At 62.6% G+C, this 14,162-nt stretch carries 11 protein-coding genes and 1 pseudogene; 8 read left to right on the top strand and 4 right to left on the bottom strand.

Going from position 1 to position 14,162, the window contains the following annotated elements:
- Positions 1–2: 2 nt before the first annotated feature.
- On the bottom strand, positions 3–1,370 hold the full coding sequence (gene ffh, locus BTHE68_RS10965; protein WP_061177733.1) for a signal recognition particle protein: 1,368 nt from the start codon (positions 1,368–1,370) through the stop codon (positions 3–5).
- Between the two features lie 110 nt (positions 1,371–1,480).
- On the opposite strand from ffh, the gene BTHE68_RS10960 reads away from it, so the two are divergent.
- The 4 genes from BTHE68_RS10960 to BTHE68_RS10945 all read left to right on the top strand — a co-directional run bounded on the left by BTHE68_RS10960 (position 1,481) and on the right by BTHE68_RS10945 (position 6,964).
- Positions 1,481–2,395 (top strand): cytochrome C assembly family protein, encoded by a 915-nt coding sequence (locus tag BTHE68_RS10960; RefSeq protein ID WP_162066349.1) that lies wholly within the window; start codon positions 1,481–1,483, stop codon positions 2,393–2,395.
- Between the two features lie 28 nt (positions 2,396–2,423).
- Positions 2,424–2,768: a PP0621 family protein gene (locus BTHE68_RS10955; protein ID WP_162066348.1), complete on the top strand. Its 345-nt coding sequence runs from the start codon at positions 2,424–2,426 to the stop codon at positions 2,766–2,768.
- Positions 2,765–3,388, top strand: a complete 624-nt coding sequence (ampD, locus tag BTHE68_RS10950) for a 1,6-anhydro-N-acetylmuramyl-L-alanine amidase AmpD (protein ID WP_162066347.1) — start codon at positions 2,765–2,767, stop codon at positions 3,386–3,388. Before BTHE68_RS10955 ends, ampD begins: the two co-directional genes overlap by 4 nt.
- A gap of 573 nt (positions 3,389–3,961) precedes the next feature.
- Entirely contained in the window at positions 3,962–6,964 is a 3,003-nt protein-coding gene (locus tag BTHE68_RS10945) for a ribonucleoside-diphosphate reductase subunit alpha (protein WP_162066346.1), read from the top strand.
- Positions 6,965–7,676: 712 nt separating this feature from the next.
- On the opposite strand, the gene BTHE68_RS10940 is transcribed toward BTHE68_RS10945, so the two are convergent.
- Positions 7,677–9,074, bottom strand: a complete 1,398-nt coding sequence (locus BTHE68_RS10940; protein ID WP_162066345.1) for an MFS transporter — start codon at positions 9,072–9,074, stop codon at positions 7,677–7,679.
- Between the two features lie 122 nt (positions 9,075–9,196).
- Between BTHE68_RS10940 and BTHE68_RS10935 the strand changes: the two genes are divergently transcribed.
- The 4 genes and pseudogenes from BTHE68_RS10935 to BTHE68_RS10920 all read left to right on the top strand — a co-directional run bounded on the left by BTHE68_RS10935 (position 9,197) and on the right by BTHE68_RS10920 (position 12,460).
- The gene (locus BTHE68_RS10935) at positions 9,197–9,409 is read left to right on the top strand and encodes a DUF3820 family protein (protein WP_162066344.1); all 213 of its coding nucleotides are present in this window, start codon (positions 9,197–9,199) and stop codon (positions 9,407–9,409) included.
- A gap of 693 nt (positions 9,410–10,102) precedes the next feature.
- Positions 10,103–11,347 (top strand): ribonucleotide-diphosphate reductase subunit beta, encoded by a 1,245-nt coding sequence (locus tag BTHE68_RS10930; protein WP_162066343.1) that lies wholly within the window; start codon positions 10,103–10,105, stop codon positions 11,345–11,347.
- Between the two features lie 103 nt (positions 11,348–11,450).
- Positions 11,451–11,778 (top strand): annotated as a pseudogene (locus BTHE68_RS36825) (hypothetical protein).
- A 31-nt stretch (positions 11,779–11,809) separates the two neighbouring features.
- Positions 11,810–12,460 carry a histone H1-like DNA-binding protein gene (locus BTHE68_RS10920; RefSeq protein WP_162066342.1) on the top strand — a complete coding sequence of 217 codons (651 nt, stop codon included), beginning with the start codon at positions 11,810–11,812 and terminating at the stop codon, positions 12,458–12,460.
- 257 nt (positions 12,461–12,717) lie between these two features.
- Here the strand turns inward: BTHE68_RS10920 and BTHE68_RS10915 are convergent, their stop codons facing one another.
- Together BTHE68_RS10915 and BTHE68_RS10910 are read right to left on the bottom strand one after the other, a co-directional pair.
- Complete coding sequence (locus BTHE68_RS10915) at positions 12,718–13,197, bottom strand: outer membrane lipoprotein (protein ID WP_008342914.1); 480 nt, start codon at positions 13,195–13,197, stop codon at positions 12,718–12,720.
- 17 nt (positions 13,198–13,214) lie between these two features.
- Positions 13,215–14,153, bottom strand: a complete 939-nt coding sequence (locus tag BTHE68_RS10910; protein WP_162066341.1) for a carbohydrate kinase family protein — start codon at positions 14,151–14,153, stop codon at positions 13,215–13,217.
- Between the last annotated feature and the right edge of the window lie 9 nt (positions 14,154–14,162).

The raw sequence follows: 14,162 nt of genomic DNA, 5'->3' as shown, positions 1-14,162 counted from the left end.
GATCAGCGCATGCCGGGCAGCATGCCCTTCATGCCGCGCATCATCTTCTGCAGGTTGCCGCCCTTCAGCTTCTTCATCATGCCGCGCATCTGCTCATACTGATTGAGCATGCGGTTCACTTCCTGCACGTGCACGCCCGCGCCTGCCGCGATACGGCGTTTGCGCGCGGCCTTGATGAGTTCGGGCTTCGCGCGTTCCTGAATGGTCATGGAATTGATGATGCCTTCCATGCGGCGCATCTGCTTTTCCGCGTTGTTCATGTCTGCGCCTTGCGCGGCTTGCTGGAACTGCGCGGGCAGTTTGTCCATGAGCGACGAGAGGCCGCCCATCTTCTTCATCTGCGAGAGTTGCGCCTTGAAGTCGTTCAGGTCGAAGTCGCCGCCTTTCTTGACCTTGTCGGCGAGCTTCTGCGCGGCTTGGCTGTCGACGCCGCGCTGCGCTTCCTCGACGAGCGCAAGAATGTCGCCCATGCCGAGGATCCGGTTCGCCATGCGATCCGGATGGAAGACTTCGAGGCCGTCGAGCTTTTCCGCGACGCCGACGAACTTGATCGGCTTGCCGGTAACGTGGCGCACGGAGAGCGCCGCGCCGCCGCGCGAATCGCCGTCGAGTTTGGTGAGCACGACGCCGGTGAGCGGCAACGCGTCGTTGAACGCTTTCGCGGTGTTGACCGCGTCCTGACCGAGCATGGCGTCGACGACGAACAGCGTTTCAGCGGGCTTGAGCAGCGTGTGCAGCTCGCTGATCTCGTTCATCATCGCTTCGTCGATGCCGAGGCGACCGGCCGTATCGACGATCACGACATCGTGATAATGCCGCTTCGCCCAGTCGATCGCCGCGCGCGCGATGTCCGCAGGTTTCTGGTTCGGCTCCGACGGGAAAAAGTCCGCGCCGACCTGCTCGGTCACCGTCTGCAACTGGCGGATAGCGGCGGGGCGGTACACGTCGACGGAAACGGTGAGCACCTTCTTCTTGCTCTTTTCGCGCAGGAGCTTGGCGAGCTTGCCCGTCGTGGTCGTTTTACCCGCGCCCTGCAAGCCGGCCATCAGGATGACGGCGGGCGGCGTGACGGCGAGATTCAGTTCGGCGGCCTTGCCTTCGTAATCGCCGCCGATCACGGCCGTCAGTTCCTTCTGGACGACGCCGACGAGCGCCTGGCCCGGCGAGAGGCTCGACACGACTTCTTCGCCGAGCGCCTTCTCCTTCACCTTCGCGATGAACTCGCGCACGACCGGTAGCGCCACGTCCGCTTCGAGCAGCGCAAGCCGCACCTCGCGCAGCATTTCCTGCGTGTTGGCCTCGGTGAGCCGGGCCTCGCCGCGCAGCGTCTTGACGACGCGCGCCATCCGTTGAGTGAGGTTATCGAGCATGGGGGAGCGGTAGGGAATGCGGCCCTTTTTCAGCGCAGAACGACTCGACGCCCCGCGTTGCCGCAAGGGGGAAAACGTCGCGATTCAGGGGCCTAGTGTAAACTTCGAACATGGATATTGTACTGTATGCCCTCACTGCGCTTCTCTACGGCGGACTGGCCGTAGCGGGGTGGCGCGCGCATCGTCACACGACCGTGGAGCCGGCGCTGGCCGGTGTGCCTTCGGGCATGGCGCAGGCGGCGCCGAAAGTGTCGCCGGGCATGGGCGCAATGGGCGCAACGGGCCGCGCTCTATTATTAATAGCGTTGCTCGTGCACGGCATCCTGCTGCACACCACGATCTTCCCCCAGAACGCGATGATCTTCGGCTTCGCGTTCGCGCTCTCCGCGATGTTCTGGCTCGGCGCGGGCATCTACTGGATCGAAAGCTTTTTCTTCCCGCTCGACGGCCTGCGTCTGCTAGTCCTGCCGCTCGCATGCATCGCGTCGCTTTTGCCGCTCGTGTTCGGCGGCGTGCGCGTATTGTCGTACTCCGCCGCGCCGATGTTCAAGCTGCATTTCCTGATCGCGAACATCGCGTACGGACTCTTCGCGATCGCCGCGCTGCACGCCGTGCTGATGCTGATGCTCGAACGCCGTCTGCAACGCATGCGCGGCATGGCGACGCGTCATGCCGCCAACAGCTGGCTCACGAGCTGGCTCGACGCGCTGCCGCCGCTCCTGACGCTCGAAAAGCTGCTGTTCCGTCTGATCGCGGCCGGCTTCGTGTTGCTCACGCTCACGCTCGTGTCGGGCATCGCGTTCAACGAGCAACTGGTCGATCGCGCGCTGCGCTTCGATCACAAAACCATCTTCGCTTTCATCTCCTGGCTGATGTTCGGCGCGTTGCTCACCGCGCGCCGCATCTCCGGATGGCGCGGACGCGCCGCGTTGCGCTGGGTGCTGGCTTCGTTCGCCGCGCTGCTGCTCGCGTATGTGGGCAGCCGCTTCGTGTTCGAAGTGCTGCTGCACCGTGCGGTCGTCTGAGCGCGTACTTTTTTATCGGCATGAATCGATGCGAAATTTCATCTTTCTGATCGTTCTCTTCTTCGTGAGCCAGTGGCTCCTGAAGAAGCTGCGCCGCGCGAACGAGCGCGCGCAGCAGGGCGACGCGCAGGCCGGCGGCGCGACCGCGGGCGGCGCCAATGGCGCGCAACGCGCGCGTAGTGGCAACGGCAATGGCAATGGCAATGGTGCGTCGAACGGCGCGCCGCAACTCGCCGATCCGCTCATCCGTTGCGCGCAGTGCGGCGTGCACACGCCGCGCAGCGAGTCGATCGTCGTCGCGGGCGAGCGCTTTTGCTGCGCCGATCACGCGCGCCACTACGCGAGCCGTCCGACCGGTCGCGACGCGCGATGACCCCACAGCACGTCCCGCACGTCCAGCCTGTCGTCCGGCCAGGCGATCCGCACATCGACGCACACGGCTGGTTCACGCACGCGTCGCGCCTGCCTTCGCCGAACTTCGAGGCGCGTCCCGGCGACGCCGTGCCGACGCTCATCGTCGTGCACAACATCAGCTTGCCGCCCGACGATTTCACGACCAACTCGATCGCCGATTTCTTCCTCAACAAGCTCGATCACGACGCGCATCCGTACTTCGATCATCTGCGCGGCATGCGCGTGTCGGCGCACTTCGTGATTCGCCGCGACGGCGCGGTCCAGCAATTCGTCTCCTGCGATGAACGCGCGTGGCACGCAGGCGTCTCGTCGTTTTGCGGGCGCGAGCGCTGCAACGATTTCTCGATCGGCATCGAGCTCGAAGGCAGCGACCGCATGCCCTTCGAAGACGCGCAGTACGCCGCGTTGAGCGCGCTCGCGCGCATCGTCGTGAAGCGCTATCCGATCGATGCCGTGGCGGGCCACTCCGACATCGCGCCCGGTCGCAAGACCGATCCCGGTCCGCATTTCGACTGGCCGCGCGTGCGTCGCGACAGCGCCTTGCCGCCTTCGTTTTTCCCCTTCCAGTCCAGCATCTGAGCGTCGCGTAAGGTCTTTCTCGCTGCGGCGCAACAGCGTTGCGCGCGAGGCCTTGCCGCGCTTTGCGATAGCAAAAGTCAACCCCGTACAGGCAGACGGCAGGCAAATAAACCTTTTTGAGACTGCGCGGATGTCCACTATACTTGGTGCCGAAAGACGTAATTGGCACTAGATCTTGTGTTGTTGTGGCGGCGCCCGCTCCGATGAGCCGGCGCCGCCGGCTTTCCGGCGTAAGAGAAGTTTGGCTGGCCCGGGGCGATGCGCGAGACCGTTTCCCTTTGCGAGGGGGGAGGCGTCAGGCGCATCGAGCGCCAGCGAGCAGCACCGTGAAGAAGGCAAGCAAGTGAGCGCGAGTTGCGTCGACCGACACCGCGCGCCAACGCGGGCACCGCATGAGACGCCAAAGACAATGCGGGCCGTAAGCGCCGCGAATCGTGTTTCCAGCCTGCTGCATTCACAGCCCGCTTTACCGCCAAAACACCGCGCAATCTTCATGACGATGTCCTGACGCGCGCGGCATAAGTGATAAATCCGCGGACCATCCGCACCATTCGAACACCAGGAGTTTTGCACATGCAAACCACCGAGAACGCCGCGACTTCCTTCGAAGGCGCATCCGCACAGCCGATGGGCGGTGCCCAGTCCACGAGCGCCGCGCAAGCGCTCGCGCCGGACACGACGTTTGCCGACTACAAGGTCATCCGTCGCAACGGAAGCGTGGTGTCGTTCGAGCCGACGAAAATCGCGATCGCGGTGACGAAGGCGTTCATCGCCGTGAACGGCGGGCAGGGCGCAGCTTCCGCGCGTGTGCGCGAGCTCGTCGAGCAACTGACGCAAGCCGTCGTGCGCGCGCTCGTGCGCAGCCGTCCGCATGGCGGCACGTTCCATATCGAAGACATTCAGGATCAGGTCGAACTCGCGCTGATGCGCGGTGGCGAGCACAACGTCGCGCGCGCATACGTGCTGTATCGCGAGAAGCGCACGCAGCAGCGTACGCAAGAGCGCGCGCAGACGCAGGACGCGCAGGCGCACGAGGGCGTCATCAACGTGACGGACAACGGCGTCACGCGCCCGCTCGATCTCGACGCGCTGAAGGCGCTGATCGTCTCCGCGTGCGCGAACCTCGGCGACGCGGTGTCCGCTGAGCCGATCGTCGCGGAAACGGTGAAGAACCTGTACGACGGCGTGCCGATGTCGCAGGTCTACGAGTCGTCCATCCTCGCCGCGCGCACGATGATCGAAAAGGACCCGGCGTACAGCCAGGTCACCGCGCGCATCCTGCTGCACACGATCCGCCGCGAAATTCTCGTGGACGAAGTGACGCAAGCCGAAATGGGCGAGCGCTACGCCGAATACTTCCCGCTGTTCATCAAGCGCGGCGTCGAAGCCGGCCTGCTCGACGACAAGCTCCAGCAATTCGATCTGAAGCGCCTCGGCGCCGCGCTCGACGCGAACCGCGATCTGCAATTCGGCTACCTCGGCCTGCAGACGCTGTATGACCGCTACTTCCTGCACGTCGAAGGCACCCGCATCGAGTTGCCGCAGGCATTCTTCATGCGTGTCGCGATGGGCCTGTCGCTCAACGAAATCGACCGCGAAGCGCGCGCCATCGAGTTCTACAACGTGCTCTCGTCGTTCGACTTCATGTCGTCGACGCCGACGCTGTTCAACTCCGGCACGCATCGCTCGCAGTTGTCGTCGTGCTATCTGACGACCGTCGCCGACGATCTCGACGGCATCTACGAAGCGCTGAAGGAAAACGCGCTGCTCTCGAAGTTCGCGGGCGGCCTCGGCAACGACTGGACGCGCGTGCGCGCGCTCGGCTCGCACATCAAGGGCACCAACGGCAAGTCGCAAGGCGTCGTGCCGTTCCTGAAGGTCGTGAACGACACGGCCGTCGCCGTGAATCAGGGCGGCAAGCGCAAGGGCGCGGTGTGCGCGTACCTGGAAACGTGGCACCTCGACATCGAGGAATTCCTCGAGCTGCGCAAGAACACGGGCGATGACCGTCGCCGCACGCACGACATGAACACGGCGAACTGGATTCCCGACCTGTTCATGAAGCGCGTCGTCGAAGGCGGCGACTGGACGCTGTTCTCGCCGTCGACCTGCCCGGACCTGCACGACCTGTTCGGCGCGGACTTCGAGAAGGCCTATGTGGCTTACGAAGAGAAAGCAGCGCGCGGCGAGATCAAGCTGTTCAAGAAGCTGCCGGCGGCGCAACTGTGGCGCAAGATGCTCGGCATGCTGTTCGAGACCGGCCATCCGTGGATCACGTTCAAGGATCCGTGCAATGTGCGCTCGCCGCAACAGCACGTCGGTGTCGTGCATTCGTCGAACCTGTGCACGGAAATCACGCTGAACACGAGCGAGACGGAAATCGCGGTGTGCAATCTCGGCTCGGTGAACCTGGTCGCGCACATGGTGAAGCAGGCCGACGGCAGCTACGCGCTGGATCACGCCAAGCTCAAGCGCACCATCAGCGTCGCGATGCGTATGCTCGACAATGTCATCGACATCAACTACTACGCGGTGCCGAAGGCGCGTAACTCGAACCTGAAGCATCGTCCGGTGGGCATGGGCATCATGGGCTTCCAGGACTGCCTGCATTTGCTGCGCACGCCGTACGCGTCGGGCGAAGCGGTCGAGTTCGCGGATCGTTCGATGGAAGCCGTCTGCTATTACGCGTACTACGCGTCGACGGAACTCGCGGAAGAGCGTGGCCGTTACGCGACGTATCGCGGCTCGCTGTGGGATCGCGGCATTCTTCCGCAGGATTCGCTGAAGCTGCTGGCGGACGCGCGCGGCGGGTATGTGGAAGTGGATTCGTCCGAGTCGATGGACTGGCCCGAACTGCGTTCGCGCATCTCGACGTACGGCATGCGCAATTCGAACTGCGTGGCGATCGCGCCGACGGCGACGATCTCCAACATCATCGGCGTGTCGGCGTGCATCGAGCCGACCTTCCAGAACCTGTACGTGAAGTCGAATCTGTCGGGCGAATTCACGGTCGTCAACGACTACCTGGTGCGTGACCTGAAGGCGCGCGGGCTGTGGGACGAAGTGATGGTGTCGGATCTGAAGTATTTCGACGGCACGCTCTCGCGCATCGACCGTGTTCCGGCGGATCTGCGCGCGATCTACGCGACCGCGTTCGAAGTCGATCCGAAGTGGCTGGTGGAGGCGGCGTCGCGCCGTCAGAAGTGGATTGATCAGGCGCAGTCGCTGAACATCTATATGGCGGGCGCGTCGGGCAAGAAGCTCGATGAGGTCTACAAGCTCGCGTGGATTCGCGGCCTCAAGACGACCTACTATCTCCGCACGATGGCGGCGACGCATGTCGAGAAGTCCACTGTTGCGCATGGGGCGCTGAACGCGGTGCCGTCGGGCGATGGCGGTCATGGCGCATCGGGTGCGCAAGGTGGCTTCGGTGGCGTGTCGGGTGGTGCTTCGTCGGGCGCGGGCGGGTTCAATGCTGCGGCGGTTGAGGCAGCGCCGGCTCAGGAAGCCGATGGCCCCGTCTGCATGATGCGTCCGGGCGATGCGGGCTTCGACGAGTGCGAGGCTTGCCAGTAAGCGTCGAGTGAGCCGGTCGGGCGGGCCGGCATCGGAGTGGTTTTTTTCTGCTCCGGTGCTGGTCCGTTTTTTTTTCGCCGGATCCCGTTGGCGGGTTGGTCGGTTAGCGTTGCCCCTGTGCGGGGCGGCAGTCACTTTCTTTGCTGCTGCAAAGAAAGTAACCAAAGAAAGCAGCTCGATACGCCCGCGGTCACACGCAATTTGGGTGTTCTTCTCGTCGCTCGTGGCGTCTGTAGCGAGTGCCCTCACAGGCCACCTCGGGCTTGGACCGCGCACGGTCTGACAAGCTAGTCGTTTGAGCGCGCTGGTTCAGCACGAAATAGCATCGGCACAGCGCTACGCGCTGCCGTTGGGTATGCAAGGGAAACCGATGAGAAAAGAGAAACGCAGAAGCCCACGCAGACCCGATTAGCCCATCGGCCGCGAAGCGGGCCGGAGCTATTTCGTGCTGAACCAGTTTGTTTTGTGGCGCGATGTGGCAGACCGTGCGCGGTCCAAGCCCGGTTAGGCCTTTGAGGGCACTCGCTACTGCTGTGCCAAGACTGATCGCCTGTGCCGCGGCCGGCGTGAAGTACTTTGGATGGGGAAAGCTGTTTCTTTGGTTACTTTCTTTGCAGCAGCAAAGAAAGTGACTGCCGCCCCGCACAGGGGCAACGCTAACCGACCAACACGCCAACGGGATCCGGCGAGAAACCCAGCTGAAGAACCAGACTCAGCCGCGCGTCCCGCGCGAGATCTCCGTGCCGGCATCGTGCGCGAGCCGCGCAGTAATCGGCATCGAAAGAAAAGAAAACAGCCCCACGACGACAAACGCAGGCCAGAAGTCGGACCATTGCACGCTCGCATGACCGTTCAGATATTGCGAGAGTTCGAGCGTGATACCCGCGACCGTCACGCCAAGCCCCAGCGACACCTGCTGCACGAAGCTCGCGAGGCTGGTCGCGCGTCCGACATCGCGCGTTTCGATCTCCGCATACGCGAGCGAGTTGAGGCTCGTGAACTGCAACGCGGGAAAGAAGCCGCCGAGCAGCACGACAGCCCAGATCACCCAGGTCGGCGTGCCGGGGAAGAACGCGCCGCACGCCGCGATGGCGATGCCCGACAGCGCCGCGTTGTAGAAGAGCGTCTGACGGAAGCCGAAGCGATGCAGCACGCGCGAAGCGAACGAGCGCATGAACATGCCGCCGAACGCGGACGCGCAGGTGATCGCGCCGGACTTGAACGCGGACATGCCGAGACCTTCCTGCAGCGCGAGCGGCAAAAGGAACGGCACCGCGCCGAGTCCGATGCGGAACATTGAGCCGCCCAGCACGCTCGCCTGAAACGTCGGCACGCGGAAGAAGCGCAGATCGAGCAGCGGCTTCTCCGCGCGGCGCGCGTGGATGCAGTACAGCACGACCATCAGCGCGCCGGCGGCGCACATCGCGTAGGCGGTGCCTTGCGGAATCAGTTCGCCGCCGACGAGCGAGAGTCCGAGCAGCAGCAACACGCCCGCGCTCGCCGAGAGGAAGAAGCCGAACCAGTCGAGCCGGCCGGGATGCTCCTCGTGCGAGTTGGGGATATGCCGATTGGTCAGCCAGATGCCGGCGATGCCGATCGGAATGTTGATGAAGAAGATCAGACGCCAGTGCAGGTACGTCGTGATGAAGCCGCCGAGCAGCGGCCCGACCGCGGGTCCGAGCATTGCGGGCACCGAGAGATAGTTCATCGCGCGGATGAAGTCGGAGCGGCGCACCGAGCGGAAGATGATGATGCGGCCGACGGGCACCATCATCGCGCCGCCGACGCCCTGGATGAAGCGCGCGACCGTGAATGGTCCGAGCGAAGTGGAAGCCGCGCAGAGCAGCGAGCCGACGACGAACACGCCGATCGCCGTGCGGAACACGGCGCGTGCGCCGAAGCGGTCGGCGACCCAGCCGCAGATCGGTATGAAGACGCCGAGCCCGAGCACGTAGCTCGTGACGGCGACCTTCAACGTGACGGGATCGCGTCCGAAGGCACGAGCCATTTCAGGAATCGCCGTGACGATGACATTGGCGTCGACGCTTTCCATGAACATCGCGCACGCGACGATGAGAGGGGCGATGAAAGCTTTGACGGCAAGCGGCATGGTGAATCGCGATCAACTCTTGGCGGCAAGAGCGGCGATTATGGCACCGATATGGAGCAGTCGCTGAGCGATTGCCACGCGTTGGGTGGTGCGATGAACATTGAACGAGGAGTGAAGAAGCGATGGACCCGCAAGATCTGCAGCGTCTCGTCACGCAGACGATGCCGTACGGCAAGTACAAGGACAGGCTCATCGCGGACCTGCCCGGTCACTATCTCGCGTGGTTCGCGCGTGAGGGTTTTCCAGAGGGCAAGCTCGGCAAGTTGCTCGCCTTGATGCATGAGATCGACCACAACAACTTGCGTGCGTTGCTCGATCCGCTGCGAGGCCGGTGACGCTTGGCGCAAGGTTTTGCAGTGAGTCGGAGTGCCGCGTAAACACGCTATAGGTTGTATTGGTGATATTTGCAAGCACAAGATATTGTGGAAATACGAGACACCAGATGCTAAACTTCGGCAACGAATTCGCGGCCGCAAGCAGGCAGTAGAGCGCGCTTCGAGATGCCTTCGCGAGAGTCTTTCGAGCGACGCGGTATGGGTCCGATGACATGCTTCGAAGGTCATCGAAGAGAGCGAGAGAAGGCAGCAAGTCGATCGCTTCTCGACACATGTTTTGCATCGCATCGAGTGTCGTCGAGCAAGATGGATCGATGAGCGAAGCGCGTCACGCTGCGATGCGTTCGAGATCGCGCGCTCAGCAGTGAGCCGATGCTTGCAGCGAAACGCGATGTGCTTCGCAGCGTGCTTTGTGCGTCGGCCGCAAAGCCTTGTGAGACAAGGCTTCCAAGGCATCGATGAAGTTACTCGCACGCATGCGGAGATGCCTTCGAAGTCACTCGATCAGGACCGCTTCACACCCGATCGAAGAGATGTCGCATCGAGCCTCACACACACATCGACGAGCCAAGTGTTGTATGCAGGTAGCAACGTCGAATCTAAATCGCATGAAAACGAGATTTTTCATGAGCAAACTCTTTTATCGCTCATGAAAAGATGGTACAAACCGATCTAAATTGATGGTGAGAATTTATGCTCAACTGGGATGACGAGACCACTGCCGTAGCTCCCTCGAGCGCTTCGCAACAGAACCCGTTGCGTCACGCTCAAGGCACGACTTTCGGCACGCAAGGCGCGACGCAAGTAGCGCACGCTCATCAAGCTGCCCAGACTGCTCAGGCGAACAACATCTTTTCCGATGGCTTCGTTCCCCCCGCAGCCGCCACACCGTCCGCCGGCGCGATCGCCGCGCAGAGCGAAGCGCGCGTCAATGTCGCCGACAAGCGCATCATCAACGGCAAGACCGACGTCAATCAGCTCGTCCCGTTCAAGTACAAGTGGGCGTGGGAGAAGTACCTCGCCGGCTGCGCGAATCACTGGATGCCGCAGGAAGTGAACATGTCGCGCGACATCGCCCTGTGGAAAGACCCGAACGGTCTCTCGGACGACGAGCGCCGCGTGGTCAAGCGCAACCTCGGCTTCTTCGTCACGGCGGACTCGCTCGCCGCGAACAACATCGTGCTCGGCACGTACCGTCACATCACCGCTCCGGAGTGCCGCCAGTTCCTGCTGCGCCAAGCCTTCGAAGAGGCGATCCACACGCACGCGTACCAGTACATCGTCGAATCGCTCGGTCTCGATGAAAGCGAGATCTTCAACGCGTATCACGAGGTCAAGTCGATCCGTGACAAGGACGAGTTCCTCATCCCCTTCATCAATACGCTGACCGACCCGGCCTTCACCACCGGCACGCTGGAAGCGGACCAGAAATTGCTGAAGTCGTTGATCGTGTTCGCCTGCATCATGGAAGGCCTGTTCTTCTATGTCGGCTTCACGCAGATTCTGGCGCTGGGTCGCCAGAACAAGATGACTGGCGCGGCGGAGCAGTATCAGTACATCCTCCGCGACGAATCGATGCACTGCAACTTCGGTATCGACCTCATCAACCAGATCAAGCTGGAAGAGCCGCAACTGTGGACCGCCGAATTCAAGGCCGAGATCCGCGAGCTCTTCAAGCAGGCTGTCGATCTTGAATATCGCTACGCTGAAGACACCATGCCGCGCGGGGTTCTCGGCCTGAACGCGTCGATGTTCAAGAGCTACTTGCGGTTCATCTGCAACCGGCGTTGCCAGCAGATCGGACTGGACCCGCTCTTCCCGAACGAGGAAAACCCGTTCCCGTGGATGAGCGAAATGATCGACTTGAAGAAGGAACGCAACTTCTTCGAGACACGCGTGATTGAGTATCAAACCGGCGGCGCGCTGACCTGGGAATAATAAAAATCCAGGACGTGTTGCAGACGAAATCGACGGGACGGACGGGCAGCAGCGTGTCGCTCACGCGCGCCCGGCCGACAAGGTTTAGGAGAACGGTCGCCTGATGCAGAGTGCGCCTACTGACGTGGCGGGCCAAGTGGCTCGAATGGAAGACAGGCGTTTTGCGTTCCCTGAAAAGGGATGGGCAAACTTCCCCCCGGAATATGCCAGCGGCAAGCTCGCTGGCTCGATCAAGCGAAGGCCGGCGCCGCGAACAAACGGTGCTGACTCAATTTGGCGCGCGGTGCCTCGGGGCACGGCGCGCCTTGCCGTATTCATTAGCGTAAGCAGGTGGGATCAGCGTACGCCGATGAATAATCCGCTTCGTAGCGTGCGCTGTGAGAGGCGACACGTGGGAAGCGGGTTTTGACGAAGGGTGTAGTTTGAACTGACTCTCATCTGAAAACCTGAAGGAGAAAAACCATGGCAGTTGCCAAGAAAAAACCCGCCGCGAAAAAGGCTGCAGCAAAGAAGGTCACCGCCAAGAAGGCTGCGCCGGCGAAAAAGGTTGCCGCTAAGAAGGTCGCTGTGAAGAAGGTCGCTGCCAAGAAAGTAGCAGCGAAGAAGGTCGCAGCGAAGAAGGTTGCTGCAAAGAAAGTAGCGACGAAGAAGGTCGCGGCAAAGAAGGTAGCAGCGAAGAAGGTCGCGGCGAAGAAGGTAGCAGCGAAGAAGGTCGCGGCGAAGAAGGCGCCCGCGAAGAAGGCCGCAGCGAAGAAGGTTGCGACCAAGAAGGTAGCGGCGAAGAAGGCGCCTGCGAAGAAGGCCGCAGCGAAGAAGGCACCTGCGAAGAAGGCCGCGGCGAAGAAGGCTGCCGCGAAAAAGGCTCCTGCGAAAAAGGCTGCTGCGAAAACCGCAGCCCCTGCGCCTGCGGCTGCGCCCGCTCCTGCTGCAAAGAAGGCCCCTGCGAAGAAGGCTCCGGCCAAGAAGGCCGCTGCTGCGAAGAAGACTACGGCTGCCGCTCCTGCAACGACGGCAACGACCGTATCGGCGCCCGCTCCGGCTCCGGCTGCGGCTGTCAAGACGGCGTTGAACCCGGCAGCGGCATGGCCGTTCCCGACGGGCAGCCGTCCGTAAGCTCTCGCAGTAGGCAACACCCAGGCACAGCGCGCTGTGCCCTTGGTCCGGGTAGGCCTACCCGGCCTGAACCCGTCGCCGGAGCAACCTGGCGGCGGGTTTTTCGTTTCGGCGAACGAATCGCATGGGGCAACTCGCCCGAGTCGGGCGCCCAAAGAAAAAGCGCATGCATCTTTCGATACATGCGCCCGTGTCGGAGAGGTCAGCGCCTTGCGGCGCGGCGCCTATTCCTCCGCTGAATGCCTCAATGGCTCAGTTCAGTGCGTAACGCGCGTGACGCCGCCGCTCGACAACAGACGCACCCGTTCGCCCGCCTGGAACACCTCGCCGTTCGCGGTCTGCGTGATCGCGCGCAGATCGCCGTTATCGAGGCGTACGGTGATCTCCAGGCCGTTCTTCATCGCGACACTGTTCTCGACCGCGTTGCCCGCCACGGCGCCAGCCAGGCCGCCGATGATGCCCGCGATGATCGAGCCGTTGCCGCCGCCGATCGCACTTGCCGCCGCGACGCCGCCCAGCGCGCCGCCGCCGATCGTGCCGAGGCCGGTCGGCTGGCCGTTGTTCGAGCTGATCTTCACGCCGCGCACGCTTTCGACAGTCGCCATGCGTACCGTTTCCTCACGCTGTGCCTGCGAGGCCGTGTAGACGTCCGAAGAACTGCTGTTGTAGGCGCAGCCCGTCAGCGCCACCGAGCCGACGAGTGCCATTGCCAGCGCGATACGACTTACCGTTTTCATTCCTTCACTCCAATCATTCAGAACAGGCTGCTTCCGAAGGCCTGCTTGAAACGCTCTTCGATTTCGACGCGCGTCGGCGCGTAGGTTTGCGGTCCCTGATGTTCGATTTTCAGCGAGCCCATCAGACTTGCGAGACGCCCCGTTTTCTCCCAGCCAAGCTTGTTTTCGATGCCGTACAGCAGGCCGCCGCGGAATGCGTCGCCGCAACCGGTCGGATCGACCACCTGACGCGCTTCCACGCACGGAATTTCGAGCACGCCATCTTGATGATAGATCTGCGCGCCGTGTTCGCCGCGTGTCACGACGAGGGCATCGACCCGGCTCTTGATGTCTTCGATCGACCAGCCGGTCTTGTTGCTCAGCAGCTTGGCTTCGTAATCGTTGACCGCCACGTAGGTGGCGAGTTCAATCATGCGACAAAGTTCCGCACTTTCCAGAATAGGCAATCCCTGACCCGGATCGAACACGAACGGCACGCCCGCGCGGGCCATTCCTTCGGCGTGTTCGCGCATGCCTTGGGCGCCGTCAGGGGCGACGATGCCGAGCGAGATGCCGCGCGCTTCATCAGCGCGGTTCTGGTGCGATTCCATCATCGCGCCGGGGTGGAACGCGGTGATCTGGTTGTTGGCGAGATCGGTCGTGATGAAGCACTGCGCCGAGTGCTGGTCGGGCAGCACGCGCACGTATTCCTTCGACAGACCGAGCGCGTCGAGCCGGTCGGTGTAGAGCTGCGAATCGGCCGCGCCGAGCGTCGCCATGATCTTCGGATCGCCGCCGAGCAGCTTGAGCGCATAGGCGATATTGCCCGCGCAGCCGCCGAAGTTGCGCCGCATCGTCGGCACCAGGAAGCTGATGTTCAGCATGTGCACCTGGTCCGGCAGGATGTGGTCGCCGAAGCGGCCCTGGAAGGTCATGATGTTGTCGTAGGCGAGCGAGCCGCAGATGAGCGTAGCCAAGGCGAACGT

Origin of the sequence: Burkholderia sp. THE68 (assembly GCF_009938265.1) — a bacterium.
GTDB lineage: Bacteria > Pseudomonadota > Gammaproteobacteria > Burkholderiales > Burkholderiaceae > Caballeronia.
Note: the sequence above shows the minus strand (reverse complement) of the source record. Positions and strands in the feature narration are given on the sequence as shown.